This window comes from Arthrobacter sp. PsM3 (assembly GCF_030433895.1).
Classification (GTDB): domain Bacteria; phylum Actinomycetota; class Actinomycetes; order Actinomycetales; family Micrococcaceae; genus Arthrobacter.
On sequence record NZ_JARUXE010000013.1, the window covers coordinates 34,210 to 60,417 of the forward strand.

A 26,208-nucleotide genomic window follows, 5' to 3' on the forward strand; every position below is an offset into this window, starting at 1 on the left:
ACGGCGGGGTTTTCTGTTTAACCCGCACTGTTTTGTTCCGGGCACGGTTCCGGCGGCCCCTGCGCCGGCGCTGTTGGCCGGACGCCCGCGCCCCGCGGCTGACGGGGCGGCCGGCCCCGCACCGCCTATTTCAGGAAGCGCGAGGTGCGGCGGTCGGCCAGGATCTTTCCCTTCGTCTGGCAGCCCGGGCAGTACTGCAGGGCCGTGTCCGCAAAGGACACCTCGCGGACGGTGTCACCGCACACCGGGCACGCCTCGCCGGTCCGGCCGTGGACCCTCATGTGGCTCCGCTTGGCGTCCTTGAGCTCAGAGGGCGGCTTGCCGGCCGCCTCCCGCAGCGCTGTCCCCAGAATGCTGTGGATGGCGTCGTAGAGTCCCCGGACCGCCTCGCGGTCCAGGGACTTCGCCAGGGCGAAGGGTGACATGCCGGCCGCGTGCAGGATCTCGTCGCTGTAGGCGTTCCCGATGCCGGCAATCACGCTTTGGCTCCGCAGGACCCCCTTGATTTGCTGGGAACTGGCCGCCAGGATCTCCGCCAGGGCATCGACGTCGAACCCGGGACTGAACGGATCGGGTCCCAGCGCGGCGATTCCCGGCACGTCGTGCGGATCCCGGACCAGGTAGACCGCCAGGCTCTTCTTCGTGCCGGCCTCGGTCAGGTCGATGCCCAGCGGGCCGGAGCCACCGGAAAACAACAGCCGCACCGCAATATGGCCCTTGCCCATCTTCAGCGGGACATCAGTGGGCTTGTCGGTGATACGGACCCAGCCCGCCCTGGCCAGGTGGAAGATGAAATACAGGCCGCCGGCCTCCACGCTGACGAATTTACCGAAGCGGCGGACCGCCGTCACGGTCTTGCCCTCGAGCGCGGACACGGGCGGATCCGCCGTTTTCAGGACCGCGAACGAGACAGGCTGGATCCTTGTGACAACCGCACCACGCAGCTTCCCGGCGAGGAATTCCGCCAGGGCCGCGACTTCCGGAAGCTCGGGCATTGTCTAGCCGATACCGGCTTGATCTGTCATCGCCCCATCATGTCAGAGTCCTCCCCGGGGCAGGCCGGATATGCCTATACTTTCAGCGGCGGACAGTTCAGCTGACCGCCGTCGACATTGGTGATTGACCCGATGAAAGGCCCGTCATGAGCATTATTCCCGAAGAGCTGTCCTACACCGCGGAACACGAGTGGGTCTCTGCCCCGAACGCCGACGGCGTGGTGCGCGTGGGCATCACCGATTTTGCCCAGGATGCGCTTGGGGACGTCGTGTATGCCCAGATGCCGGAGGTTGGCACCACAATCAAGGCCAACGAGGTCATCGGCGAGGTCGAGTCCACCAAGAGCGTCAGCGACATCTACGCCCCGGTTGCCGGTGAAGTGGTCTCCCGCAACGAGGCCCTGGACACGGATTCCGCCCTGATCAATTCGGATCCGTATGGTGAGGGCTGGCTGATGGAAATCAAGCTCGCGGAGGCCGACGCTGTCGAGTCGCTCCTCAGTGCATCGGAGTACGAACAACAGGTAGGCTAAAGCAAAGCCCTTTTCGGGCCGGGTCGTTGGAACAACCGTCGGGAAACCGGCGAAACAGCGCCCGGCGAAGGGCTGTATCCCGGATTTGCCAGGCTTTTCCGGACGGCATGCGTTGTTTGCAGGGGGGACACCTGCAGCGAATGGAGGAATCAATGTTTGGGCACGAACGCAACGACACCGGTGACGGTTCTGGCACGGGTGGAGTGAAAGCTTCGGAGACCACGTCGATCAACCTCACCCCGATCCGCGATGAACCGACCATCGCCCCGAAGCTCTCGGCTGAGGAGCGGTCCGCGGTTGAGGCACTCCCGTACGGCTCTGCCCTGCTGGTTGCGCACAGCGGCCCCAACACCGGCGCCCGGTTCCTGCTGGATTCGGACATCACGACGGCGGGCCGGCACCCGGACGCCGACATCTTCCTCGATGACGTCACGGTTTCCCGTCGGCACGTCGAGTTCCGCCGCACGGCTCGCAGCTTCGAAGTCGTGGACACCGGAAGCCTGAACGGCACCTACGTGAACCACGACCGCGTCGACAGCGTGGAGCTGAAGTCCGGCAACGAAGTGCAGATCGGGAAGTTCCGCCTCACCTTCTACCTGAGCCCTGCCCGCGCAGCAGGCAACGTCTGATTCCGGGGTAGCTGCCTGTGGCCATGGCACAAGCGGAACGGCGCGGACCCCAGGTTCTGAACATCGGGGAAGTCCTGGCTCAGCTGAGCGACGACTTCCCCAGCATGACGGCGTCAAAAATCCGGTTCCTGGAGGAAAAGGGACTGATCAACCCCCAGCGGACCCCTGCCGGGTACCGGCAGTACTCCGAGAGCGACGTCGAGAGGCTGCGCTTTGTGCTGTCCCTCCAGCGCGACCAGTACCTGCCGTTGAAGGTCATCAAGGACTACCTCGATGCGATCGACCGCGGGGAACGCCCGGACAATCTGCCGCCCGGGGTCACGGTCTCGCCGCGGATCGTCTCCGAGGAGCTGGCGTCCGAGCTGCAGAACCGGGTCCGCCGGCTCTCCGAGGAACAACTCCGCGCCGAGTCCGGCGCGAGCGTGCCGCTGGTCGAATCACTGCTGAGTTTCGGCCTGATCGGCCATGTCAATGGAAAATTCGATGAGCACGCCCTTCAGGTTGCACGCGCCTGCGTCCAGCTGGAGGGCCATGGACTGGAACCGCGGCACCTGCGGCCGTTCCAGGCTGCCGCCGAACGCGAGTTCGGGCTGGTGGAGCGTGCCGTGGCGACGCTGACCTCGCGCAAGGACGCCGCTTCCCACGCCCGTGCCGCCGAGGCTGCCCGGGAGATCAGCGAGCTGTGCCTCACGCTGCACCGGGCCCTGGTCCAGGACCGCATCTCGAGGATGGACATCTGATGATTGAGGTCGAAATCGTAGGCGTGCGGATTGAACTGCCGTCCAACCAGCCGCTCGTCCTGCTCAAGGAGATCCACGGGGAGCGGCACGTGCCGATCTGGATCGGCACCCCCGAGGCCAGCGCCATCGCCCTGGCCCAGCAGGGGGTCGTGCCGCCGCGCCCGATGACCCACGACCTGCTGATCGACGTCGTCGAAACCCTCGGCCACTCGATCGTCAGCGTCAATATTGTGGCCGTGGAGGACAACATCTTCTATGGGCAGCTGCAGTTCGAGAACGGGACCACAGTCAGTTCCCGGGCCTCCGATGCCCTGGCCCTGGCCCTCCGCGCGAAGTGCCGCATCTGGTGCGCCGACGCCGTGATGGAAGAGGCCGGCGTCCGGATCACCGAACACGATGAGGGCGAGGACACCCACCCGGGTCCCGCCGTGGACGAGGAGGGCGAGCTCCGCCGCTTCCGCGAGTTCCTCGACGACGTCGAACCCGAGGATTTCGCCGGTTGAACCCGCGCCAAGGTTAAAGTCGAGGATGAAAGTTTCGACACGCCCCGGCAATACCCCGAACGTCTTTGACCTTGGGCCCCGGCGGGCCTAACGTCAGAAGTACGAGTTCCCATTGCACGCAACAGCCGCTCAGGTCACACTGGAAGGTGCAGCCCCGGCAGAATTACACGGATGAATTTTATCCACCCGTGTTTTGTTTAGCTAGTGACAACTGGCTGTTGCTGCATTTTCCGCAGGGGAGCCAAGACAAGGAGGATCCACGTGAGTCCGAAAGGCGAAGCGGGCGAGCTCATGCAGCCCTCGACGGCTGGTGTAGCCGTGCCCGCTAGCGGTGCCCAGGGCCTGCTGTTCACCGAGGATCTCCCTGTCCTGGACGAGGACGCGGGCTATCGCGGTCCCACCGCCTGCAAGGCGGCCGGCATCACCTACCGCCAGCTGGACTACTGGGCACGCACCGGGCTGGTGGAACCCGCCGTCCGCGGCGCCGCCGGTTCAGGCTCCCAGCGGCTCTACGGTTTCCGCGACATCCTGGTCCTCAAAGTCGTCAAGCGACTCCTCGACACCGGCGTGTCCCTGCAGCAGATCCGCACCGCCGTCGAGCACCTCCGGGAACGCGGCGTGGAGGATCTTGCCCAGATCACCCTCATGAGTGACGGCGCCAGCGTGTACGAGTGCACCTCAGCCGACGAAGTGATCGATCTCGTCCAGGGCGGCCAGGGCGTCTTTGGCATCGCCGTCGGCCGCGTCTGGCGGGAAGTGGAAGGCAGCCTCGCAGCCCTTCCCAGCGAACACGCCAGCGACCAGTCGTTCCCCGGCGACGAGCTCGGCAAGCGCAGGGCCGCCCGCAAGATCGGCTGACCCGCCCACCGACACCAACACCCCCACACAGCATCCCCGCCACACAGCGACGCGGGGTCACTTAGCGCCCGTTACGGCAGGCCGGGCAGGCGCTAAGTGACCCCGCGTTGCTGTTGTCTTGGGGTTACCTCGGGTGGGGCGACCTTGGCTCAGCGCCGGACGCGGTCCCGGACCGGGGCGCCGGACTGCCGGCCGTCTGCCTTCAGCAGGTTCGCCAGCAGGGTGTCGAACAGGGCGGCGGCATTCTTGGCCGAATCCCCTGGCCAATGGTGGATGGAGTGCGCGGCGCCCTGGATCTGCTGCCAGTTGGCCTGCTCCGGGATGTGCGGGGAGAGCAGCAGCTCGCCGAACATGGAGTCCATCTCGGCGAGCCGGAAGGTGTGTTCGGCGGACCCGGTGCGCACCCGGTTGGCGACGATGCCGGCGGGGGAGAGGTTCGGGGCGAATTCCTGCCGGAACAGCTGGATGGCCCGCATGGTGCGTTCCGTGCCCGCGACGGAGAAGAGGCCGGGCTCGGCCACGAGGGTTACCTTGTCGCTGGCGGACCAGGCCATCCTGGTGAGCCCGTTCAGGGACGGCGGGCAGTCCACGAGGACCAGTTCGTACTTCTCCGCGCCGGCGAGCACTGCGGAGAGTCTGCGCAGGTCGCGGCGGCCCAGGTCGGGGCGGTCGTAGATGCCGGTGTAGGCGGAGCCAACAGCCACATCGAGGACGGCTGTTCGGCCGGCGGCAGCGCCGCCGTTGGCGGATGCGCGGTCCACCCAGCCGCTAGGGACCACGTTCTCGGCCAGCCGGGCCCGCCGGGGGGACTTGAGCATCCGGCCGATGTCCAGCTGGTCGCCCGGCCGGACTCCGAGGGCCGTACTGGCATCCGCGTGGGGATCAAGGTCGACGACGAGGGTGGGGATGCCGGCGGCCAATGCCGCGGACGCCAGTCCGGTGGTCACCGATGTCTTGCCGACACCGCCTTTGAGGCTGCTGATGCTGACTACTTGCACTTGAAAAACCAATACCTAACGCCGGTTGCCGGTTCGGGGTCCTGCCGGCTCCTGCGTTCTCCGGAACCGGGGCGAGCATGCGCCACCCACCTCCTCATCATATGTTGCCGTCCCGCCGAAACCTGCCTCATCGTCTGCCCCGTCGCGTGCCGGTGCGGCAGATCATGGATATGCTGCAATCGGGGCCGGGATCCGGCGTTGCGTGATCTACTTGCCTAATCCGGCATACGTGACGCGCGCTGTTGTGACAGTCGCCACAATAATTTGTGTTTGCCCGTCCGGGTCTTAGACACTGTGACCACTTACCGATACACCCGCGATGATGCAGGAGAAGCATGTTTTCGAAGATTCTGGTGGCCAATCGCGGCGAAATCGCGATCCGTGCCTTCCGCGCCGGCTACGAACTTGGTGCCAAGACCGTAGCTGTCTTCCCGAACGAGGACCGCAACTCAATCCACCGCCAGAAGGCCGATGAGGCATACCTGATCGGTGAGGAGGGCCATCCCGTCCGGGCCTACCTCGACGTCGACGAGGTGGTGCGCGTGGCCAAGGAATCCGGCGCCGACGCCATCTACCCGGGCTACGGCTTTCTCTCCGAGAATCCGCGCCTGGCCCGGGCCGCCGCGGAAGCAGGCATCACCTTCGTGGGACCGCCGGCTGAGGTCCTGGAACTGGCCGGCAACAAGGTCGCGGCCCTTGAGGCGGCCCGCAAAGCCGGCGTCCCCGTGCTCAGATCCTCCCAGCCCTCCAAAGACGTCGACGAGCTCATCGCGGCCGCCGACGTCATCGGGTTCCCCATCTTCGCCAAGGCCGTCGCCGGCGGCGGCGGGCGCGGCATGCGCCGCGTCGACACCCGCGACGCCCTGCCCGAAGCCCTGCAGGCCGCCATGCGCGAGGCGGACGCGGCCTTCGGCGATCCGACCATGTTCCTGGAACAGGCCGTGCTGCGCCCCCGCCACATCGAGGTCCAGATACTGGCCGACGCGGAGGGCAACGTGATGCACCTCTTCGAACGTGACTGCTCCATCCAGCGCCGCCACCAGAAGGTCATCGAAATCGCCCCGGCGCCGAACCTGGACGAAGGCATCCGGCAGGCGCTGTACCGGGACGCCGTGAAGTTCGCCAAGGCGCTGAACTACGTCAACGCCGGCACGGTCGAATTCCTCGTCGACACCGTCGGGGAGCGGGCCGGCCAGCACGTCTTCATCGAAATGAACCCGCGCATCCAGGTCGAGCACACCGTCACCGAAGAAGTCACCGACGTCGACCTGGTCCAGGCACAGCTGCGCATCGCCGCCGGCGAGACCCTCGCCGACCTGGGCCTCTCCCAGGAGACGGTCCAGCTCAAGGGCGCCGCCCTGCAGTGCCGCATCACCACGGAGGACCCGGCCAACGGCTTCCGGCCCGACGTCGGCAAGATCACCGGCTACCGTTCCGCCGGCGGCGCCGGCGTCCGGCTGGACGGCGGCACCGTCTACTCCGGAGCCGAGATCAGCCCGCACTTCGACTCGATGCTGGTCAAGCTGACCTGCCGCGGCCGTGACTACCCGGCCGCAGTGGCTCGGGCCCGCCGTGCCCTCGCCGAGTTCCGCATCCGCGGCGTCTCGACCAACATTTCCTTCCTACAGGCTGTCCTGGACGACGCCGACTTCATCGCGGGCAACGTGGCCACCTCGTTCATCGACGAACGCCCCCAGCTGCTCAAGGCCCGGGTCTCCGCCGACCGCGGCACCAAGCTGCTGACCTGGCTCGCCGAAGTGACTGTGAACAAGCCCAACGGCGAGCTCACGGTCCACAGTGATCCCGCCGCCAAGCTCCCCGCCCTTAACGACGACGCCGCCGCGCCCGGCTCCCGGCAGCGGCTGCTGGAGCTTGGCCCGGAAGGCTTCGCGAAGGCCCTCCGCGAGCAGAACGCGGTCGCCGTCACGGACACCACGTTCCGCGACGCCCACCAGTCGCTGCTCGCCACCAGGGTCCGCACCCGCGACCTCGTGGCAGCCGGCCCGGCGGTCTCCAAACTCCTCCCGGAACTGCTCTCCGTCGAGGCGTGGGGCGGTGCCACCTACGACGTGGCCCTGCGCTTCCTCGGTGAGGACCCCTGGCACCGGCTCGCCGCGCTGCGCAAGGCGCTGCCGAACGTCTGCCTGCAGATGCTCCTGCGCGGCCGCAACACGGTCGGCTACACCCCGTACCCGGAAGAGGTCACGGTCGCGTTCGTCAACGAGGCCGCCGCCACCGGCATCGACATCTTCCGTATCTTCGATGCGCTCAACGACGTCAACCAGATGGCGCCGGCGATCCGCGCCGTACGTGAGACGGGCACCGCCGTCGCGGAGGTCGCACTCTGCTATACCGCGGACATGCTGGACCCGGATGAGACGCTGTACACCCTGGATTACTACCTGGAGCTGGCGCAGAAGATCGTCGATGCCGGGGCACACATCCTGGCGATCAAGGACATGGCGGGCCTGCTGCGTCCCGCCGCGGCTGCACGGCTCGTCGCGGCCCTTCGTGAACGCTTTGACCTCCCGGTCCACCTGCACACGCACGACACCGCCGGCGGGCAGCTGGCCACGCTGCTGGCTGCCGTCGACGCCGGAGTCGACGCCGTGGACGTCGCCTCCGCCTCGCTCGCCGGAACCACCAGCCAGCCCTCGGCCTCCGCCCTGGTGGCAGCACTGGCCCACACACCGCGGGACACCGGGTTGAGCCTGGCGAACGTCTGTGCCCTGGAGCCCTACTGGGAAGCAGTCCGCCGCGTATACGCACCCTTCGAGTCGGGCCTTCCGGGCCCCACCGGCCGCGTCTACCAGCACGAGATCCCCGGCGGCCAGCTCTCCAACTTGCGCCAGCAGGCGATCGCGCTGGGCCTCGGGGAGCGTTTCGAGGCCATCGAGGACATGTACACCGCCGCCGACCGCATCCTCGGCCGGCTCGTGAAGGTCACCCCGTCCTCCAAGGTCGTCGGCGACCTGGCCCTGCACCTCGTGGGCCTCAACGCCGATCCCGCCGACTTCAATGAGAACCCGCAGAAATACGACATCCCGGATTCTGTGATCGGCTTCCTGTCCGGTGAACTGGGCGATCCTCCCGGAGGCTGGCCGGAACCGTTCCGCACCAAGGCGCTGCAGGGCCGCACGGTCAAGGTCCGCGACGTTGAGCTCAGCGCCGAGGACAGCGCCGCGCTCAAGTCCGACTCCAAGACCGTGCAGCAGACGCTCAACCGGCTCCTCTTCGCAGGTCCCACCAAGGACTACCAGAAGAGCGTGGAGTCCTACGGCAACCTCTCGGTGCTGGACACCCGCGACTACCTGTTCGGGCTGCAGCGCGGCGCCGAGCACGAGATCGAGCTGGAGAAGGGCGTCCGCCTGATCGCCTCGCTCGAGGCGGTCTCCGAACCGGACGAGAAGGGCATGCGCACCGTCATGTGCACGCTCAACGGCCAGTCCCGCCCGGTCGTGGTCCGGGACCGTTCCGTGGTCAGCAACGTCAAGGCCGCAGAGCGCGCCGACACCTCCCAGCCGGGCCAGGTGGCCGCACCGTTCGCCGGTGCCGTCACCCTGACCGTCAAGGCCGGCGAGTCGGTCAAGGCCGGCGACACTGTCGCCACGATCGAAGCCATGAAGATGGAGGCGTCCATCACGACGCCGGTGGCCGGCACCGTCTCGCGCCTCGCCGTCGGCGCGATCGAGCAGGTCCAGGGCGGGGACCTGTTGCTGGTCGTCGAATAACCGCAGCGCAGCGACTATGACGAAGGGTCCTTCCGGCCAAAGCTGGAAGGACCCTTCGTCGTACCCGAACCACAAACAGCAACGCCGCACAACAACGCGGGGTCAGATACGGCCCGTCCGCGGCGTGTGGATGGGCCGTATCTGACCCCGCGTTGCTGGGGTGCGCTTTGTCTGGGGTGCGCTTTGTTTGCGGGTGGGGTGGGGCGGGGTGCCTAGACCTGGCTGGGACGCGGGGCGCCGTACATTTCCTCGATGACGTTCTCGAAGTCCTTCATCACCTGGGCCCGCTTGACCTTCATCGACGGCGTCAGGTGCCCGGAGGCCTCCGTGAAGTCGGCCGGCACGATCCGGAAGGACTTGATCGCCTCGGCCTGGGAGACCGACTGGTTGGCGCCGTTGATGAGTTCCTGCACCGCGGCCTTGACCGCCGCGTTGTCGGTGGCTTCGGCAACGGTCGTGGACGCGGGCAGCCCGTGGCGGTGCAGCCAGCCCGGCAGGGCCTCCTCGTCGAGGGTGACCAGCGCACCGATGAACGGCCGGTTGTCACCGACCACCAGCACCTGGGAGACCAGCGCGTCGGCCCGGATCTGGTCCTCCAGCAGGGCCGGCACGACGTTCTTGCCGCTCGCCGTGACGATGATTTCCTTCTTGCGCCCGGTGATGGTCAGGAATCCCTGCTCATCGAGCTGTCCGATGTCGCCGGTGCGGAACCAGCCGTCGACAAAGGACTCAGCGGAGAGGTCCTCGCGCTTGTAGTAGCCGCGCATGACGCACACGCCCTTGGCGAGGATCTCGCCGTCGTCGGCGATCTTCACGGCATTGCCGGGAATCGGGGCGCCGACGGTACCAATCTTGATCAGGTCCGGCGTGTTCACGGTAACCGGGGCCGTCGTCTCGGTCAGCCCGTAGCCTTCCAGGATCTGCATGCCGATGCCCTGGAAGAAGTGCCCCAGCCGCTCGCCCAGCGGTCCGCCGCCGGACACGGCGTGCGCCACCTCGCCGCCCATGGCGGCGCGGAGCTTGCCGTAGACGAGCTTGTCGAAAACGGTGTGCCGGAGCTTGAGGCCCAGGCCGATCTTGCCGGCCTGGCGCGCGCGGGAGAATTCGATGGCGGTGTCGGCCGCCCGATGGAAGATGGCGCCCTTGCCGCCGTCCTCGGCTTTGGTGAGCGCCGAGTTGTAGACCTTCTCGAAGACCCGCGGCACCGCGAGGATGAAGGTCGGCTTGTAGCTCTGCAGGTCCGGCAGGAGGTTCTTGATGTCCGGCGTGTGTGCCACCGTGACACCCGCGGCGACGGCGAGCACCGAAATAAAGCGTGCGAACACGTGGGCGAGCGGCAGGAACATGATGGTCCGGGCCTGTTCGTGGACGATCTTGTTCAGCGAGGTGGCCAGCGCGTTCTCGGAGAGTTCCACGAAGTTGCCGTGGGTCAGTTCGCAGCCCTTGGGCCGGCCGGTGGTGCCGGAGGTGTAGATGATCGTGGCGAGGTCGTCGAGGGTGGCCAGGCTGCGCCGGGCCTCAAGCTCCTCGTTGCTGACCGTCGCACCGGCGGCGCGGACCTCGTCGAGGCCGGTTCCTTCGAGCTGCCAGACGTGGGCCAGGTCCGCGAGGCCCTCGGAGGTCGCGGCCTGCCGGATGATGTCCTCGTGGTGCGCGGACTCGCCGAAAGCGGCGACGGCGCCGGAGTCGCCCAGGTTCCAGGCCACCTGGGAGGGGGAGGAGGTCTCATAGATCGGCACGGAGACCGCACCCGCGAACCAGATGGCGAAGTCAATGAGGGCCCATTCGTACCGGGTGCGGGACATGATGCCGACCCGGTCGCCGGCGGCGACGCCGCTGGCCATCAGGCCCTTGGCGAGCAGCGACGCATCGGCCAGGAAGTCGGTGGCCCGGATGTCCTGCCACGCTCCTGCGGCGTCAAGTTTCGAGAACAGTGCCGGGTTCGAGGCCTTGGCCGCCTGGCGCAGGACCAGATCCGTGACGTTCATTTCCCGGGGGACGTTCACCAAGGCCGGGACACTGATTTCTCGCACGTTAGCTCCTTTGATATCCATGGACCCGCGAGGGGTACGACTAACACTAGTATGCGGTTCCAGGCATGTGTGTTCCACAACACCTACCGGCGAGTAACCTTACAGTTTGGTAACCCCGGCTCGGCGGCCGGAGAGGACTATCAGGCAATGGCTGGCGGCGGGGCTCCGGTCCGGAGGCGATCGCCGGGCTGTCCGGTGATGCGGCCCGTGCCCGGCCGTTCCGGCGAATAGGATAGTGAATCATGCACACACCTATACCTGGACAGCAGCCCGGCCCGTACCGCAGGACGGCCGCCTGGCGGCGCAGGACGCTGGCGGGCGCCCCCGCCGGACCGGCCGGCCAGGGTTTCCGTGAGCACCTGCGGCTGGGCCGCAAGGGCCTCGCCATTGGCGTGGACATCGGCGGCACCAAGGTGGCGGCCGGTGTGGTCGACGCGGAGGGACGGATCCTGGCCCAGGCCAAGCGGTCCACTCCGGGCAACGACCCCCGTGCGGTGGAACAGGTGATCGTGGAGCTGGTCGAGGAGCTGGGCGAGGGCCACCGGATTTGGTCGGTCGGGATCGGCGCGGCCGGCTGGATGGACCTCGACGGCGGCACTGTGCTCTTCAGCCCCCATCTGGCCTGGCGCAATGAGCCCCTTCGCGACAACCTGCAGCGGCTGCTTCGCCGGCCGGTGCTGCTGACCAACGACGCCGATGCGGCCGGCTGGGCGGAGTGGCGCTTCGGCGCCGGGCAGGGCCAGAGCCGCCTGGTCTGCATCACCCTCGGAACCGGCATCGGCGGCGCCATGGTGATGGACGGCCGGCTGGAACGCGGGCGCTTTGGCGTGGCGGGGGAGTTCGGCCACCAGATCATCATGCCCGGCGGCCACCGCTGCGAGTGCGGCAACCGGGGCTGTTGGGAACAGTATGCGTCCGGCAACGCGCTTGGGCGGGAGGCCCGGGAACTCGCCGCCGCGAACTCCCCGGTGGCCCAGGAACTGCTCAAAGCGGTCGACGGCCACGTGGATCGCATCACCGGCGTGATTGTCACCGAGCTGGCCAAGGCCGGGGACGCGACCTCGCGGGAGCTGCTCGAAGACGTCGGGGAATGGCTCGGCCTGGGCCTCGCGAACCTTGCCGCCGCGCTGGATCCGGGCAAGTTCGTGATCGGCGGCGGACTCTGCGACGCCGGCGAACTGTTGGTCGGACCGGCCCGGAAGGCCTTCGCCCGGAACCTGACCGGCCGCGGCTTCCGGCCCGCGGCGGAAATCGAGCTCGCGGCACTCGGCCCGAACGCCGGCCTGATCGGCGCCGCGGACCTGTCCCGGGTCAGCAGCCGCATGCACAGCTAGCAGCGCGCCACCGGCAGGAAACGGGGCGCCGGCCGAAAGCGGGCGCCCCAGCGGTCGGCCCGGGTGGCGCTCGGACGCGACGGAACGCGATGGAATCAGTTAGATGCGGGCGCCGTCGTCGTGCTCGTCCTTTTCGCCCGGCAGTTTCATGATCAGGAACACCAGCGAGGCTGCGAAGGCGGCGACCATTCCGAGGATGGCCATCAGCGGTGCGGAGCGCCAGAACATCGCAGACAGCAGCAGGGCCACGGGACCACCGACGGCACCGAGCCAGGCCAGCACGGTCAGAGGGTCGGTTCCGGCGAGGCTGGGAGGTTCCTCCGGCACGAACTCACCCGGCCCGAACGGGTCGTCATCCGCGGCTTCGAAGTCCCGCGGGCCCGGTGCACCGTCCTGGGCGCCGGCGGCGGCCGGACCCTCTGAGGCGCCCACGGCGGCCTGGCCGCGTGCCAGCCGCTCGTCGGCGGAGAGTTCAATCGGCACCCCGGCGGCGAGCCCCAGCGGATCGAAGTCGCTGAACGGCCGGGGCACTGCGGCACTGTCGGCCCCTGCGCCGTCCGTGACGGGCACCTTCGGCAGCTCCTGGCCGTCCGCGGCCTCACGGGCTTCCGCGGTGCCCGGGTTTGTGCGCTGGTCCCTGCCCTCCAGCCTGGCGACCAGATCCAGCCAGACGGCGTCTTCCTGGTTGGCGCTGGAATCCGGGTCCGGAGCGTTGGGGTCCGGTCTAGTCATCTGACGTGTCCTTTTGGCTGGCGTGGGCGGTGTCCGGAGTGCCTCCCGTAACCAGCGACCGGATGAATTCGGCCGAGCCGCGGAAGATCAGGGGCGCATCGTTGTCCATCGTAGCCACGTGGTAGCTGTTTTCCAGCCGGATCACCTCCAGCGGGGCGTGGGTCAGGCCGCGGCGCAGGGCCACCATGCTTGAGTCGGAGACCACGTGGTCCACCGCCGAGCGGTACACGCGCACGGGAGCGGTGATCCGCGGGAGCAGCCGCAGGGTGTCCTTGAACATTTTGTTCAGTTCGTGCGCCGCGGCAACCGGCGTCCGGGAGTAGGCCCCCTCGTCGATGCCCTCCTTGAGGATGTCGTTGGCGATCGCGGGGGTGCTCTTGAGCACGAACTTCAGGATGCCGGCCAGCGGGGCGCGGGGATCGTCGATGACGAGGCCGGGGTTGACCAGCACGGCCCCCGCCACCGGGCGGGTGGCGGCAAGCCGCAGCGCCAGCGCCCCGCCCATGGACAGCCCGGCCACAACGACCTGCTCACAGTCCCCGGCCAGGTCGTGGTAGGCGGCGTCGAGCGCCGAGTGCCATTCCTGCCAGCGCGTCCGGGACAGTTCCTGCCAACTGGTGCCGTGCCCCGGCAAGAGCGGCATCCGCACAGCGTAGCCGGCGTCGGCCAGCGACCTGGCCCAGTCCCGCACGCCGTGCGGGCTGCCGGTGAAACCGTGCGAGACCAGGACTCCGGTGCGGGGCCCGGTTCCGGTGAACGGGCTGCTGAACGGCGTGTGGTCCAGGGGCATGGTCATGGGGTCTCCGGGGCTGAAGGGGCGGGCTTCTCTGGTGGCGACGCGGGCTGGCGCGCGGCGGCCGCATGGTGCAGGAAGAACCGGGCGGACAGTTCGAAGATCAGGGGGGCGTCGACGTCGAGCGTGGCCACATGCCCGCTGTCCGGCAAACTGACCACCTCAAGCTCGCGCGACCCCAGACGGTTCCGCAGCAGTTCGACCGAGGAGGGGGGCACCACGCTGTCCGTCGCGGACTTGAACACGAGCGCCGGAGCGGCGACGGCGGGCAGTTCCCGCAGCGTCGCCCGGAAGAGCCGGCTCAGCTGGTGGACGGCTTCCAGCGGGGTGAGTGAGTAGTCGCCGTCCTCGGTGGCCGCCGCCGTTGGATTGGCTTCCTGGGCCGGAACGGTGGTGCGCTGGAAGTGCTTCAACAGGCCGATATAGCGCACCCGGCGGTCGTAGAAGCTCAGCCCCGGATTGACGACGGCGACCCCGGCAACGTCTTGGCGGGCCGCGGTGCGCAGGGCGATGGTGCCGCCCATGGACAGTCCTGCCACGTAGCATTCCCGGGTTCCGGCGGCGAGTTCAAGGTAGGACGTCTCGAAGGCCCGGCACCAGTCCTGCCAGCCGAAACGGGTCAGGTCGCGCCAGTCGGTGCCGTGCCCCGGCAGCAGAGGGACCGACACCGCGAAGCCCTGCCGGGCCAGATGCTCAGCCCAGGGCAGGACGCTCAGGGGGCTGCCGGTGAAGCCGTGGCAGATGGCCACGCCGATGCCCGCGTTGCCGCCGTGGCCCCGATAATTGAACGCCGCGGGCGCCAGGGGAGTGCTGCTTCCGGTCATGAGCCCATCGTGTCACTCTTCCGGACAAAACTCACTAGAGTAGGGTGTCATTGAAGTGCTGGCCGGGTCCGATGCGGGGCCCGCCAGACGCCTTCCGGAGAGGTACACCACGTGTTTTATTGGTTCATGAAGACGTTCGTTCTCGGACCTGTCCTGAAGACGCTTTTCAGGCCCTGGGTCAAGGGCCTGGACAACGTCCCCGCCGAAGGCGCCGCCATTCTTGCCTCCAACCATCTCTCCTTCTCCGACTCCATCTTCATGCCGCTCATGGTGCCCCGGCCCGTCGTGTTCCTCGCGAAATCCGAGTACTTCACCGGCAAGGGGATTAAGGGCAGGCTGACGGCCACCTTCTTCCGGCTCACCAACCAGCTTCCGATGGACCGCTCCGGCGGTGCCGCGTCCGCCCGCTCGCTCTATGCCGGCATGGACGTGCTGAAAAACGGTTCGCTCCTGGGCATCTACCCCGAAGGCACACGCAGCCCGGACTCCAGGCTGTACCGCGGCAAGGTGGGGGTGGCGCGGCTGGCCCTGCAGGCGCGGGTCCCCGTGATCCCGGTCGCGATGATCGGCACGGACAAGGTCCAGCCGATCGGCAAGCGGATGCCCAACATCCGGCGCATCGGGATGATCTTCGGTGAGCCGCTGGACTTCAGCCGCTACTACGGCATGGAGAACGACCGGATGATCCAGCGGTCCGTGACCGACGAGATCATGTATGAACTGATGCGCCTCTCCGGCCAGGAATACGTCGACGAGTACGCCGCCGTCGTCAAGCTCCGCCTCGCCGGGAAAGCCACCGGGGTCCCGGAGGACGGCCCCGCCGGCACGGACCCGGCAGCACCCGGAAGTATGTGAACGGACCGTGTGACGGCACCGGCCCAGTCAATGACGGCCCGGGTCCGACGATCGCCACGGAGGCAACTATCCTTAGAGGGTGACTGAGCTATCTGCGGCTGCGGCCCTCCCCCTGAATGGCTCGCCTCTGGCGGGCTCCGCCCTGACCAGCACCGCCCAGAGCGGTGCCGCCAACTATCCCGGCCTGGACCACTGGCGGGAGCTGCCGGCCTCCCAGCAGCCGAGCTGGTCGGACAAGGCCGTTTTCGAGGCGTCCGTCAAGGAACTTTCCGTGCTCCCGCCCCTCGTCTTCGCCGGCGAAGTGGACATCCTGCGCGAACGGCTCGCTGCCGCGGCGCAGGGCAAGGCATTCCTGCTCCAGGGCGGCGACTGCGCGGAAACATTCGAGGCAGCCACGGCGGACAAGATCAGCGCCCGCGTCCGGACCATCCTCCAGATGGCCGTCGTCCTGACCTACGGCGCCGCCATGCCGGTCATCAAGATGGGCCGGATGGCAGGGCAGTTCGCCAAGCCGCGCTCGTCCAACGACGAGACCCGCGACGGCGTCACACTCCCGGCCTACCGCGGCGACATCGTCAACGGCTACGACTTCACGCCGGAATCCCGCGCGCATGACGCCAGCCGGATGCTCAAGGCCTACCACACCTCCGCCTCCACCCTGAACCTGATCCGCGCGTTCACCCAGGGCGGTTTCGCGGACCTGCGGCTGGTGCACCAGTGGAACAAGGGCTTCACTGAGAACCCCGCCCACGCACGGTACGAGTCCCTGGCCCGGGACATCGACCGTGCCATCAAGTTCATGGCGTCCTGCGGAGCGGACTTCGAGGCGCTCAAGCGTGTCGAGTTCTATGCCAGCCACGAGGCGCTGCTGCTGGACTACGAACGCGCCCTGACCCGCATCGACTCGCGGACGGGCTTCCCGTACGACACCTCCGCGCACTTCCTCTGGATCGGCGAGCGGACCCGGGAACTGGACCACGCCCATGTCGACTTCCTCTCGCGGGTGCGCAACCCGATCGGTGTCAAGCTTGGCCCGGGCACCAGCGGCGACGATGCGCTGCGCCTGATCGACAAGCTGGATCCGGACCGCGAACCCGGCCGCCTGACCTTCATCACGCGGATGGGTGCCGGCAACATCCGTGAGAAGCTGCCCCCGATCGTGGAACGGGTCACCGCATCCGGCGCCCAGGTCCTGTGGGTCACCGACCCCATGCACGGCAATACGGTCACCTCGCCGAACGGCTACAAGACCCGCAACTTCGACGACGTCATTGATGAGGTGCGCGGCTTCTTCGAGGTCCACCACGCGCTCGGCACGGTCCCGGGCGGCCTGCACGTTGAGATGACCGGCGACGACGTCGCCGAGTGCCTGGGCGGTGCCGATCCGGTGGACCAGGAGTCCTTCCTGGACCGGTACGAATCGGTCTGCGATCCCCGTCTGAACCACATGCAGTCCCTCGAGATGGCGTTCCTGGTGGCCGGGGCACTCTCCAAGCACTAAACGAAGAGCCCCGCAACAAAAAAGCTCCGCCCGGCTGGTTCAGCCGGGCGGAGCTTTTCTGTGGACCGGGCCCGCGCTGAGCGGGAGACGGGGCCGGGGGACGGCTCCCGAGCCGGCTTCCGGGCCGCCGGAGCCGGACGAGCCCCTGGCCAACGTCAGGCCAGGGTTAAACCACGGTCAGCGTGATCGTCGAACCCTCGGGGACGCTCTTGTTCACCGGATCCTGGGCGCGGACCGTTCCAAAGAATCCGCCCAGGATGTCATCGATCTTGACCTTGAAGCCGAGTTGCTCCAAGGCTTTCTGGGCCTCCGAAGCCTGTTTCCCGATGAAACTTGGCACCTGGACGAGCTTCGGGCCCTTGGAAACGGTCAGGGTCACGGTACCGCCCTTGGTCAGATTGCCGGAAGCCGGGTCCTGCGCCACCACGGAGCCCTTGGGCACCGTGCGGTCGAAGACGGTCTCGGGAGCGACCACGGCTTTCAGGCCGGCGGCGTCGATGGCCTTGACCGCGTCACCCTGCTCCTGGCCGCGCACGTCCGGGACCGGGATGGGTTGCGGGCCCTTGGACACGGTGAGGTCCACGGGGGTGCCGTGCCGGACCGGGTTGCCCCTGCGCGGGGCCTGGGCCAGGACGGTGCCGGCGGGGGCGGACTCATCAAAAGTTTCTGCGATCTGCCCCAGGGCCATGCCCGCGCCGTTGAGGGCCGTCTTCGCCTCGTCCAGGGACTTCCCGGTCAGTTCCGGCAGCGGAAACAGCTCGGGGCCCTTGGAGACCGCCAGGGAGACCGGCTGGAACTTCCGGATGACCTCCCCGGCCGCAGGTTCGGATCCGACCACCAGCCCGGGGGCGACGCCGTCGTCGAAGACGTCCTTGGTGGTGGACTGGAAGCCGGCCGTGCGGAGGAGCTGCTGGGCCTCTGCCACTGTCTTGTTCGCGAGTTCCGGGATCGTGCCGGGGGAGCCCGGACCCATGCCGAAGAACCAGCCCGCGCCGCCGGCCAGCAGCGCCGCGACGACCAGCACGAGGATCCAGAGCAGGCCGCGGCGCCGCGGGCTCCCGTCGCGCAGGCTCCGGACCGGCGTGGCCGCGGCCTTCTGGCGTGCCTTCTCCTCGTCACGGTCCTGCTTGCGCTGTGCCCGCTTGCTGGCAGGAACTGCGGATCCCGGCCCCTGGTGGAACTGCCCCTGGTCAAACTGCCCGCCGGGGTACGGTGCCTCGTCCGGGGCGGACAGCGGGCCGTAGCCGGGGTGGCGCGGGGCCGCGGACATGACGGTGGTCGGGTTGCTGCCTCGGGAAATGAACTCCGTGGGCTGCTGCCGGGCGCCGATGACTTCGGTGGCGCCCTCGACGGTGCGCGGATCAGGGGCCGCCCCGGGGCGCCGGGCCGGCGGACTGGGGGCGGGCGGAACAACCGGCAGTGCCGGACGCGCGCCGGGCGGCTGCAGGTCGAGTTCGGCGTCGCTCAGGTTCGTCCGGATGTGCCGGAGCTCGGAGAGGAGGGCGTTGCCGTCGACGGGGCGTTTGTCGGGGTCATTGGCGGTGCACCACTGGACGAGTTCGTCGATTTCGCCGGCAAGTCCCGGAACCAGCGCCGAGGGTGCGCCGACGGTTGAGTTGACGTGCTGGTAGGCGACCTGGATGGGAACCTCGCCGTCGAACGGCTGCCGGCCGGTGATCATCTCGTAGAGCATGATCCCCACCGAGTAGATGTCACTGCGGGCGTCGGCCTGCCGGCCCAGCACCAGTTCGGGGGACAGGTACGCCACGGTGCCAATCAGGGCCCCGGTGCTGGTCGTCGTCGAGATGGCCCGGGCGAGTCCGAAGTCGCCGAGCTTGATCCGCCCGTCGTCGGCGATCAGCACATTTTCAGGCTTGATGTCGCGGTGAATGAGGCCGGCGTCGTGGGCCGCTCCAAGCCCCTCTACGACCGGATCAATGAGCGCCAGGGCCAGGCGCGGCGGGAGCGCGCCCTTGTCCTTGAGGACATCGCGCAGGGTGTGGCCCCTGATGTACTCCATCACCAGGTAGGCCACCCGGTCATCCTCGCCCTGGTCCAGCACCCCCACGACATGGGGGTGCGACAGCCGGGCGGCGGCCTTGGCCTCGCGGCCCAGGCGGTCAAGGAACTGCGGGTCTCCGGCCATGTGGGGGTGCAGCACCTTCAGTGCCACATCGCGCTCCAGCCGGCGGTCGGTGGCCACATAGACAGTGGACATCCCGCCGCGGGCGAGCCTGGACTGAATCAGGTACCGGCCATCCACCAGAGTGCCAACGAGAGGGTCCGACGAGTAATCCTGCACTATACGATCCTAATCGCTGCACGGATACGGGCCCGAATCGACAAGCGATCCGGGCCCGTATCGTTATGCTCCAGCGCCTGGCCGGCGCGGGTGGTCGCCGCGGCGGCGGCTGTCCGGGGCTCCCTAGCTGAAGGTCTTCTGGTGAGCCTTGATGGACGCCACGTAGAGCTTGGTGTCGTCATACATGCCGTACTTGCTGACCGAGTACTGGCCCTGGTAGTAGCCCGCGATGGCCGTGTCCAGGTCCTCGCTGGTGCGCACCAGCTGGCGGATGATCGCGACGCCGGCAGTGACGTTGTCGTACGGGTCCAGCAGGTTCAGCGGGCGCCCCACGAGGTCTGAAGCCCACTCACCCGAGGACGGGATGACCTGCATGGTGCCGATGGCGTTGGCGGGGGAGACCGAACGGTGGTTGAAGCCCGATTCCTGGTAGGCGAAGGCCAGGGCCAGGGACGGATCGACGCCCATGCGGCGGGCGGTGTCCGCCACGATCGCCTTCATTTCCTCCCGGCTGGGCACCGGTGAGGCGTTCAGCAGGGCCTTGTTCTCGTTGGCCGAGTTGACCACGGCGGCCGGGTAGGTGAAGCCGAGGAAGGTGCTCGGGACGAGCGGCGTCACCGTGGCCGCGGGCGGGGTGGAAGCCGGGGCAATGGACGTTCCCGGAAGCGCGAGCTTCTGGCCGGGGTAGATGATGCTGCTCATCGTCAGCCGGTTGGCGGAGAGGACATCGGCGAGCTTGACGCCGTTCCTGGCCGCAATGCCGGAGAGCGTGTCGCCGGACTTGATGGTGTAGGAACCCGGGGCGGGGGCGGCCGGGGTCGAGGCTGGCGCCACCGGGGCGGGGGCGGCCGGGGCTGACGGCGCGGGCGCTGCAGTGCTGCCGCCGATCTTGATCTGCTGGCCGGGGTAGATGATGGAACCCAGGTTGAGCCCGTTCCAGCCGAAGACCTCGGAGAGCTTGACGCCAAGGCGAGCCGCGATGGCGCCGAGGGTGTCGCCCGATTTTACGGTGTAGACGCTGCCGCCGGCAGCGGCCGCCGTCGGGGCCGGTGCAGCCGGGGCCTGCGGTTCCGGCGCTGCGCCCGGGGCGCCGAGCCTGATCTTCTGCCCGGGGTAGATGATCGTGTTGGCCTGCAGCTCGTTCAACGCCAGGACGGCGTAGGTGTCCAGACCGAACTTGCCGGCAATCCCGCTGATGGTGTCACCGCGGGCGACTGTGTACTCGGCCGGGGCAGCGACCTGGGCGGGACGGAAGGCGGAGGGGACGGCCGACGGGACGGAGCCGGCCGGAATCAGGGCCGAAGCGAGCGGGCGGGCCGACTGGGACTGGGCCTGGGCCTGCATGGCTGCAGCCAGCGTGGCGGGGATGACCCGGGGCCGGGACTCCGCGGCAGCCGGCTGCGCGATCGCCAAAGAAGAAAGAACGACGGCGGGAAGGGCCGCCGTCGTAGCCGCTATCATCGGCAGGCTGTGCCTCGCAGTGGGCTTTGGCGAACGTGACGTCGTCATGGGAAAGGTCCTCTTCTCAGCGGCGAACGCTGCGGGTCTGGCCGGCATTACTCGTGTTAACAGTGTGACTCAAGTGATTACTGTTACAAATGTGGTCTATGTGAATCTCTCATGAATTGGGAATTAGCACAAGAACTGTTTGACATTCCGCAAAGAGGGGTTGCTGGAGTGTCGGGGTGAGCAGCCGGCGACGCGGCCGGAAAGCGGCGCCCGGAGGGTCTGCATTGATACGGGCGGGCGCCGGGCTCCCTTTGCCGGGTGGGTGCCGACTAGGCGGTGAGGCTCCCGGCATGGCAATCTTGATCCGTGAGTAATGTAGAAAGCCTTGTGGGCGAATGGCTGCCCTTGCCCGATGTCGCACAGCTTCTGAACGTTTCGATTACAAAGGTCCATGCGCTCCTTGACGAACGTGCGCTGGCGGCATTGCGGGTCGGTGAGCGCCGGATCCGCTGCGTTCCCGCCGACTTCATCCAGGACGGCCATCCCGTCGACAGCCTTAAGGGGACGATCGTTGTTCTCGCGGACGCCGGCTATTCCGACGAGGAACTCATCACCTGGCTGTTTACCGCGGATGAATCCCTGCGCGGCCGTCCGATCGATGCCCTGCGTGAGGGGCGCAAAACGGAAATCCGGCGCCGGGCGCAGTCCCTGGCCTGGTAGCCGCCGGCGACCTAACAGTTCCTTGCTGGCGCGGTCCTTGATTTACGCAGGCCCCGTACCGTGAATACCGGTGCGGGGCCTGCGTTGTCGGTGCGGCAGGTTTAGGGCGCGGCGGGTTTTGGGGTGCAGCCGGGTTGCGGGCGGCTCAGGCCGCGCGGCTGACCGTGGCCTCGGCCAGCTTCCGGAGCGCCGTCTTGGGCAGTTCGTCCAGCGGCAGGAGATCCAGGGCGGCGAAGGCTGCGCGGCCGAAGTCCTCGATCAGTACTTCGGTCGCCTGGAGTGCGCCGCAATCGGAGATGATCCGGCGGATCTCGTCTACGTCGGCATCCACCAGCCCGGGGCTGCCCAGCTTCGCGTCGATGAAGGCCGACTCGGCAGGGCTGGCCAGGTCCAGGGCGAAGGCGATCAGCACGGTCCGCTTTCCTTCACGGAGATCGTCCCCCGCCGGTTTGCCGGTGGTCACCGGATCGCCGAATACTCCCAGAACGTCGTCGCGGAGCTGGAAGGCCTCGCCCAGCGGGAGGGCGAACGCCGAGTATCCGCGCAGCAGCTCGTCATGGGCGCCGGCCAGGGCGCCGCCCAAAGCCAGCGGATGTTCCGTGGAGTACTTGGCGGACTTGAAACGGATGATGGACTGGGCGCGGCTGACCGCTCCGGCGCGGTCCCGTTTGGGCCCGGCGACTTCCTCGAGGATGTCGAGATACTGACCCGCCATGACCTCGGCGCGCATCAGGTTGAAGATGAGCCGTGCCCGGCTCCCGGAAGCTGCACTCTCCCCGATTTCGGTAAACGACTCCTCGCTGAAGGACAGGCACAGGTCGCCGGTGAGAATAGCGGCAGCGTGGCCGAACCGTTCGCTGTCCAGCGCCCAGCCCTGCGTCTCGTGCAGCTCGCTGAAGCGCCGGTGCACGCTGGGGCCGCCCCTGCGGGTGTCAGAGCGGTCGATGATGTCGTCGTGGATCAGGGCCGCGGCCTGGAAGAGTTCCAGCGCAGAACCTGCGGTCACCACCTCGTTCGCTCCCGCCTCGCCGCCCGCGCCCCGCCAGCCCCAGTAGCACATGAGGGCCCGCATCCGTTTTCCGCCCGTGACCAGGTTCGAGATGGATCCCATCAGCGGATCAATGTCCGGGGAGATCGAGGACATCACAGACTGGCGCGTCGTCAGGAAATCTGTGAGCTTTCCGGCGACGGCGGCAACGAACGCAGCCTGCTCCAGGCGCAACTGCTCCGCGAGCGTCACTTGACGGACTCGGCGGCAACGTTCGCCCCGATGGTGAAGGTGGATACGCCGGCGGATTCCACCACCGAGATGTTGACCGTTTCGTTGTCACCGCGGAGGAAGTCCTTGGACGGCACCGCTCCCACCGTTTCCCCCGGAACCGCCGTAAAGCCCTGGGCAACAAGTTCCTTTGTATAAAAGGCGAGCACCTCGGCCGCGGGAGCGGAGATGCTGCCCACCAGCGCCACGGTCGCGGGTGCCGTGGTCTTGTCAAAGCTGCTGGAAACAACCTTTGCCCCCGGCATCACCGGCAGTAGCTTCTCCGGAAAACCGGGCACCATGGCGCCGACGGTGGCCGACGTGCCGGGTTCGGCGGAGGGGCTGGCCGGCGCCGTAGTCGAAGGCTGGGCCGCGGTTGGCGCAGCCGAAGCCGACGGGGAGCCCGAGGAAGCGGTCCCGGGGTTGGCGGGCGTACATGCGGCCAGGGCCATCAGCGTGCCCGCCGCCAGAACAGCTGCCGCAGCACGTTTGCTCGGTCCAAATACCTTCACAGGGACTTTCCTCCTGGGGTTGACGCCGGATTCAGCCTCCAGTTTAGTCAGTCCCGGGGCATAGGATTGAAGTCGTGCGGCCGGACCAGGATAAACAGCAGCGGGAGCAGCCTCCCCAGGACGCAGCCAGGCGGCCCAGCGAGGCCCACTTGCGCGAGCTCCGGCGAAGCAGCATCATGCACGTGGACATGGATGCATTCTTTGTCTCCGTGGAACTGCGCAGCCGTCCGGCACTCGTCGGCAAACCCGTCATCGTGGGTTACCCCGCCGACCGTTCCGTCGTACTGTCCGCCTCCTACGAAGCGCGGCGCTTTGGCGTCAAGTCCGCCATGCCGATGGTGGTTGCCATGCGGATGTGTCCCTCCGCCGTCGTGATCGAGCCCCGGCACAAGCTTTACTACGAGGTTTCAGGCCAGATCATGGACATCTTCGGTTCGATTACCGAACTCGTGGAGCCCCTCAGCGTGGACGAGGCCTTCCTCGACGTCGGGGGAGCGATCCGGCGGCTGGGTCCGCCCCGCCGGATCGGTGAACTCATCCGCACCCGTGTCCGCAGCGAGCTGGGCATCACCGCCTCCGTGGGGATTGCCGCCAGCAAGTTCGTGGCGAAGATTGCTTCCACCCGGTGCAAGCCGAACGGGCTCCTGCTCATCGGCCCGGAAGAGACGGTCCCGTACCTGCACAGCCTGCCGGTCAGTGCCCTCTGGGGTGTCGGGGCCAAGACCGTCGAGGTGCTCTCACGGATGGGCATCCGGACCGTCGCGGACGTCGCGGCCTCCCCGCTGCCGTCACTTCGGAAGGTGCTCGGCGCTTCCGGGGAACACGTTTACCGCCTGTCGTGGGGGATTGACCCCCGCCCGGTAACCCCGGTCCGGCTGGAGAAAAGCATCGGCGCGGAAGAGACCTTCGCGGTGGACACCGCGGACGAGGCGCTGCTGCACCGGGAACTGCTGCGCCTCTCGCACCGGACGGCGGAGCGGCTCCGCAGCGCCGGCATGCACGCCCGGACCGTCGCCCTTAAGCTGCGCTATGCGGATTTCTCCACGATCACCCGCAGCCGGACGGTCAGCACCCCGATCGACAGCGCCCAACTGCTGTACGCCGTCGCCGTCCAGCTGCTCGAATCAGTCGGCGACCGCCCCATGACCGTCCGTCTGGTGGGGATCAGGGCCGAACAGCTCGAGGAGGCCGCCCAGGCGCCGCTGCAGCTGAGCCTTGACCGCAGGGATGACAACTGGCGCGCCGCCGAGCAGGTCCTGGACCAGGTGACCCGCAAATTTGGCACCAAATCGGTGCTTCCGGCCCGGCTGCTGGACCCCGGGGGCAACCCGGGCTGACCCCGGGGTTCCCGCTCACTCCTGGATGAAGTCAAGAGGACGTTAGGCATCTTTCAGAACAGGGCGCGACAAACTATCCTTATTTATACGTAGATTTAGTACGACTGGATCGAGCGTTCGGACTAATGCATGACCAGCTGATCGCCCCGGAAGGGGTTGTGGAATCCCAAATTCGACCAACGACGGCCATTGGGAACCACACGGGAATCCCGCACGTTGTGGGTTTAGTGACACTGGCCGCGTCAGTCTGGACGTTGGCCTACTTAAGGAGGTCGTGATGCCGCTCTCGGAGCACGAACAGAAGTTGCTGGAGCAACTTGAGAAGCAGCTGCATGAAGACGATCCCAAGTTCGCCAGCACCATGGGCTCGGACGCGGGACGTTCATTCTCAACCCGCCATCTGGTGATCGGCGTCCTGGCCACCCTCGCCGGCGTCGTGCTACTGCTCTTTGGCGTGACGATCCAGAGCATCTTCGTAGGAGTCCTGGGCTTCGTCGTGATGGGCGCGGGCGTGTACTACGCAACCATGCGTGGTGCGGCCGCGGGCAAAGCCAAAGCCGCAGGGGCAGCCCGGAAGTCCGGGAAGCCCAGGAGTTCGTTCATGAGCAATCTCGAGGAACGCTGGGACGAGAGGCACCGCGGGGAGTCCTGACCGCCCGGCCGGCGCACCCGCGCTCCAGAACCCGACCTCCAGCCCCCGCGCCCCACTTTCCACCACGGCTGGACCCACGTGGCACAAAAGACCCGCTTCGGCGGGTCTTTTGCCGTTAACGACGGCAGAACACGCGTTCTTCGCCGGACAGGGCGCCGCAGCGCCCTCCTCCAATGCCCTCCCCGGGCCCTCCCCGGGCCCTCCCCGGGCCCTCCCCGGGCCCTGCCCGGACCCGCCGGCCCCTTCCGGGCCCCCGCGCGCAGCCCGCCCGCCGCGGTCCCCGGCGATCCCTCCACTGCGCGCCACCAGGCCTGGTTCCCCGCCATTGCAGGGAGCCGGGCCCGGCTTGCAGCACAAATTGACGCAGAAACGTTCGGCGTGTCGTTGACTGTGGAGGGATGTGGAGTAATGTGGAGGACGTAAGAGGGTAGTGGCAGCACGGGGGACGTTGGGCTTCCTGCGAACAGACGGGCGGTGGGCCGTGTTTCTCGGCACACATTCGCCGCGCCTGGACGAAAAAGGTCGAATCATCCTTCCCGCGAAGTTCCGAGAGGAGCTTGCCGGCGGCCTGGTGCTCACAAGGGGCCAGGAACGCTGCATCTACGTCTTCAGTGAGGCGGAGTTCGGCCGGGTTCACGAGCAAATGCGGGAGGCTCCACTCTCCAGCAAGCAAGCTCGCGACTATATCCGGGTCTTCCTCTCGGGAGCCTCCGATGAAGTACCTGACAAGCAGGGGCGCGTGACGATTCCGCCGGCGCTCCGGGAGTACGCAGGGCTCGGAAGGGAACTGGCCGTCATTGGTGCAGGAACCCGTGCCGAGATCTGGGACGCCCAGGCCTGGAACGAGTACCTCGCTGAGAAGGAAACGGCCTTCTCGGAGACCGACGACGCAATACCGGGGATCTTCTGAAGCCCCACA

23 protein-coding genes are annotated in these 26,208 nt (G+C 67.7%); 13 read left to right on the top strand and 10 right to left on the bottom strand.

The window, feature by feature from the left end; translation table 11 throughout:
- Positions 1–125 precede the first annotated feature (125 nt).
- The gene (locus QCD75_RS08985; RefSeq protein ID WP_301227764.1) at positions 126–995 is read right to left on the bottom strand and encodes an Fpg/Nei family DNA glycosylase; all 870 of its coding nucleotides are present in this window, start codon (positions 993–995) and stop codon (positions 126–128) included.
- 146 nt (positions 996–1,141) lie between these two features.
- On the opposite strand from QCD75_RS08985, the gene gcvH reads away from it, so the two are divergent.
- From gcvH to QCD75_RS09010, 5 genes are all read left to right on the top strand, one after another.
- Complete coding sequence (gene gcvH, locus QCD75_RS08990) at positions 1,142–1,528, top strand: glycine cleavage system protein GcvH (RefSeq protein ID WP_301227766.1); 387 nt, start codon at positions 1,142–1,144, stop codon at positions 1,526–1,528.
- Positions 1,529–1,680: 152 nt separating this feature from the next.
- Positions 1,681–2,157 (top strand): FHA domain-containing protein, encoded by a 477-nt coding sequence (locus tag QCD75_RS08995; protein ID WP_301227768.1) that lies wholly within the window; start codon positions 1,681–1,683, stop codon positions 2,155–2,157.
- A 23-nt stretch (positions 2,158–2,180) separates the two neighbouring features.
- A complete protein-coding gene (gene ftsR / locus QCD75_RS09000) occupies positions 2,181–2,897 on the top strand; it encodes a transcriptional regulator FtsR (protein WP_226762348.1) in 717 nt (238 codons plus the stop codon).
- Positions 2,897–3,400, top strand: coding sequence for a bifunctional nuclease family protein (locus QCD75_RS09005; protein WP_226762347.1), 504 nt, complete (start codon positions 2,897–2,899; stop codon positions 3,398–3,400). Before ftsR ends, QCD75_RS09005 begins: the two co-directional genes overlap by 1 nt.
- Before the next feature lie 261 nt (positions 3,401–3,661).
- Positions 3,662–4,258: a MerR family transcriptional regulator gene (locus tag QCD75_RS09010; RefSeq protein WP_301227771.1), complete on the top strand. Its 597-nt coding sequence runs from the start codon at positions 3,662–3,664 to the stop codon at positions 4,256–4,258.
- 149 nt (positions 4,259–4,407) lie between these two features.
- On the opposite strand, the gene QCD75_RS09015 is transcribed toward QCD75_RS09010, so the two are convergent.
- Positions 4,408–5,256, bottom strand: a complete 849-nt coding sequence (locus tag QCD75_RS09015) for a ParA family protein (RefSeq protein ID WP_301227773.1) — start codon at positions 5,254–5,256, stop codon at positions 4,408–4,410.
- A 335-nt stretch (positions 5,257–5,591) separates the two neighbouring features.
- Between QCD75_RS09015 and QCD75_RS09020 the strand changes: the two genes are divergently transcribed.
- Positions 5,592–8,987 carry a pyruvate carboxylase gene (locus QCD75_RS09020; protein ID WP_301227775.1) on the top strand — a complete coding sequence of 1,132 codons (3,396 nt, stop codon included), beginning with the start codon at positions 5,592–5,594 and terminating at the stop codon, positions 8,985–8,987.
- A 212-nt stretch (positions 8,988–9,199) separates the two neighbouring features.
- Here QCD75_RS09020 and QCD75_RS09025 read toward each other — a convergent pair whose 3' ends face one another.
- Positions 9,200–11,020: an AMP-dependent synthetase/ligase gene (locus tag QCD75_RS09025; RefSeq protein ID WP_301227777.1), complete on the bottom strand. Its 1,821-nt coding sequence runs from the start codon at positions 11,018–11,020 to the stop codon at positions 9,200–9,202.
- A gap of 242 nt (positions 11,021–11,262) precedes the next feature.
- Between QCD75_RS09025 and QCD75_RS09030 the strand changes: the two genes are divergently transcribed.
- A complete protein-coding gene (locus tag QCD75_RS09030; protein WP_301227779.1) occupies positions 11,263–12,354 on the top strand; it encodes an ROK family glucokinase in 1,092 nt (363 codons plus the stop codon).
- A gap of 99 nt (positions 12,355–12,453) precedes the next feature.
- On the opposite strand, the gene QCD75_RS09035 is transcribed toward QCD75_RS09030, so the two are convergent.
- Genes QCD75_RS09035 through QCD75_RS09045 form a run of 3 tightly spaced genes read right to left on the bottom strand, consistent with a single transcriptional unit; the run spans position 12,454 to position 14,703 of the window.
- Complete coding sequence (locus QCD75_RS09035; protein ID WP_301227781.1) at positions 12,454–13,086, bottom strand: hypothetical protein; 633 nt, start codon at positions 13,084–13,086, stop codon at positions 12,454–12,456.
- Positions 13,079–13,882: an alpha/beta hydrolase gene (locus QCD75_RS09040; RefSeq protein WP_301227783.1), complete on the bottom strand. Its 804-nt coding sequence runs from the start codon at positions 13,880–13,882 to the stop codon at positions 13,079–13,081. The genes QCD75_RS09035 and QCD75_RS09040 overlap by 8 nt, the downstream gene beginning before the upstream one ends.
- Positions 13,879–14,703 (bottom strand): alpha/beta hydrolase, encoded by an 825-nt coding sequence (locus QCD75_RS09045; RefSeq protein WP_301227785.1) that lies wholly within the window; start codon positions 14,701–14,703, stop codon positions 13,879–13,881. Before QCD75_RS09045 ends, QCD75_RS09040 begins: the two co-directional genes overlap by 4 nt.
- Positions 14,704–14,814: 111 nt before the next feature.
- Between QCD75_RS09045 and QCD75_RS09050 the strand changes: the two genes are divergently transcribed.
- Together QCD75_RS09050 and QCD75_RS09055 are read left to right on the top strand one after the other, a co-directional pair.
- Positions 14,815–15,558 (top strand): lysophospholipid acyltransferase family protein, encoded by a 744-nt coding sequence (locus QCD75_RS09050; RefSeq protein WP_301227787.1) that lies wholly within the window; start codon positions 14,815–14,817, stop codon positions 15,556–15,558.
- A 79-nt stretch (positions 15,559–15,637) separates the two neighbouring features.
- A complete protein-coding gene (locus QCD75_RS09055; protein WP_441005457.1) occupies positions 15,638–17,059 on the top strand; it encodes a class II 3-deoxy-7-phosphoheptulonate synthase in 1,422 nt (473 codons plus the stop codon).
- Positions 17,060–17,225: 166 nt separating this feature from the next.
- On the opposite strand, the gene QCD75_RS09060 is transcribed toward QCD75_RS09055, so the two are convergent.
- Both QCD75_RS09060 and QCD75_RS09065 read right to left on the bottom strand, forming a co-directional pair.
- Positions 17,226–19,364: a Stk1 family PASTA domain-containing Ser/Thr kinase gene (locus tag QCD75_RS09060; protein ID WP_301227869.1), complete on the bottom strand. Its 2,139-nt coding sequence runs from the start codon at positions 19,362–19,364 to the stop codon at positions 17,226–17,228.
- A gap of 120 nt (positions 19,365–19,484) precedes the next feature.
- Positions 19,485–20,870: a lytic transglycosylase domain-containing protein gene (locus tag QCD75_RS09065; RefSeq protein ID WP_301227789.1), complete on the bottom strand. Its 1,386-nt coding sequence runs from the start codon at positions 20,868–20,870 to the stop codon at positions 19,485–19,487.
- A 306-nt stretch (positions 20,871–21,176) separates the two neighbouring features.
- On the opposite strand from QCD75_RS09065, the gene QCD75_RS09070 reads away from it, so the two are divergent.
- The gene (locus tag QCD75_RS09070) at positions 21,177–21,530 is read left to right on the top strand and encodes an Rv2175c family DNA-binding protein (protein ID WP_226761685.1); all 354 of its coding nucleotides are present in this window, start codon (positions 21,177–21,179) and stop codon (positions 21,528–21,530) included.
- A gap of 145 nt (positions 21,531–21,675) precedes the next feature.
- Here QCD75_RS09070 and QCD75_RS09075 read toward each other — a convergent pair whose 3' ends face one another.
- Both QCD75_RS09075 and QCD75_RS09080 read right to left on the bottom strand, forming a co-directional pair.
- Positions 21,676–22,770 (bottom strand): polyprenyl synthetase family protein, encoded by a 1,095-nt coding sequence (locus QCD75_RS09075; protein ID WP_301227790.1) that lies wholly within the window; start codon positions 22,768–22,770, stop codon positions 21,676–21,678.
- Positions 22,767–23,300 (bottom strand): hypothetical protein, encoded by a 534-nt coding sequence (locus QCD75_RS09080; protein ID WP_301227792.1) that lies wholly within the window; start codon positions 23,298–23,300, stop codon positions 22,767–22,769. The genes QCD75_RS09075 and QCD75_RS09080 overlap by 4 nt, the downstream gene beginning before the upstream one ends.
- A 176-nt stretch (positions 23,301–23,476) precedes the next feature.
- On the opposite strand from QCD75_RS09080, the gene dinB reads away from it, so the two are divergent.
- The 3 genes from dinB to mraZ all read left to right on the top strand — a co-directional run bounded on the left by dinB (position 23,477) and on the right by mraZ (position 26,199).
- Positions 23,477–24,637, top strand: a complete 1,161-nt coding sequence (gene dinB / locus QCD75_RS09085) for a DNA polymerase IV (protein WP_226761049.1) — start codon at positions 23,477–23,479, stop codon at positions 24,635–24,637.
- A 277-nt stretch (positions 24,638–24,914) separates the two neighbouring features.
- Positions 24,915–25,289, top strand: a complete 375-nt coding sequence (locus QCD75_RS09090; protein WP_301227794.1) for a DUF3040 domain-containing protein — start codon at positions 24,915–24,917, stop codon at positions 25,287–25,289.
- 481 nt (positions 25,290–25,770) lie between these two features.
- A complete protein-coding gene (gene mraZ / locus QCD75_RS09095; protein ID WP_226761014.1) occupies positions 25,771–26,199 on the top strand; it encodes a division/cell wall cluster transcriptional repressor MraZ in 429 nt (142 codons plus the stop codon).
- The last annotated feature ends 9 nt before the right edge of the window (positions 26,200–26,208 follow it).

Bases quoted from the DNA above. Each gene is read 5' to 3' on its own strand.
- QCD75_RS08985 (WP_301227764.1), bottom strand. From the start codon at position 995: ATGCCCGAGCTTCCGGAAGTCGCGGCCCTGGCGGAATTCCTCGCCGGG.
- gcvH (WP_301227766.1), top strand. From the start codon at position 1,142: ATGAGCATTATTCCCGAAGAGCTGTCCTACACCGCGGAACACGAGTGG.
- QCD75_RS08995 (WP_301227768.1), top strand. From the start codon at position 1,681: ATGTTTGGGCACGAACGCAACGACACCGGTGACGGTTCTGGCACGGGT.
- ftsR (WP_226762348.1), top strand. From the start codon at position 2,181: ATGGCACAAGCGGAACGGCGCGGACCCCAGGTTCTGAACATCGGGGAA.
- QCD75_RS09005 (WP_226762347.1), top strand. From the start codon at position 2,897: ATGATTGAGGTCGAAATCGTAGGCGTGCGGATTGAACTGCCGTCCAAC.
- QCD75_RS09020 (WP_301227775.1), top strand. From the start codon at position 5,592: ATGTTTTCGAAGATTCTGGTGGCCAATCGCGGCGAAATCGCGATCCGT.
- QCD75_RS09030 (WP_301227779.1), top strand. From the start codon at position 11,263: ATGCACACACCTATACCTGGACAGCAGCCCGGCCCGTACCGCAGGACG.
- QCD75_RS09035 (WP_301227781.1), bottom strand. From the start codon at position 13,086: ATGACTAGACCGGACCCCAACGCTCCGGACCCGGATTCCAGCGCCAAC.
- QCD75_RS09040 (WP_301227783.1), bottom strand. From the start codon at position 13,882: ATGACCATGCCCCTGGACCACACGCCGTTCAGCAGCCCGTTCACCGGA.
- QCD75_RS09045 (WP_301227785.1), bottom strand. From the start codon at position 14,703: ATGACCGGAAGCAGCACTCCCCTGGCGCCCGCGGCGTTCAATTATCGG.
- QCD75_RS09065 (WP_301227789.1), bottom strand. From the start codon at position 20,870: ATGACGACGTCACGTTCGCCAAAGCCCACTGCGAGGCACAGCCTGCCG.
- dinB (WP_226761049.1), top strand. From the start codon at position 23,477: ATGCACGTGGACATGGATGCATTCTTTGTCTCCGTGGAACTGCGCAGC.
- QCD75_RS09090 (WP_301227794.1), top strand. From the start codon at position 24,915: ATGCCGCTCTCGGAGCACGAACAGAAGTTGCTGGAGCAACTTGAGAAG.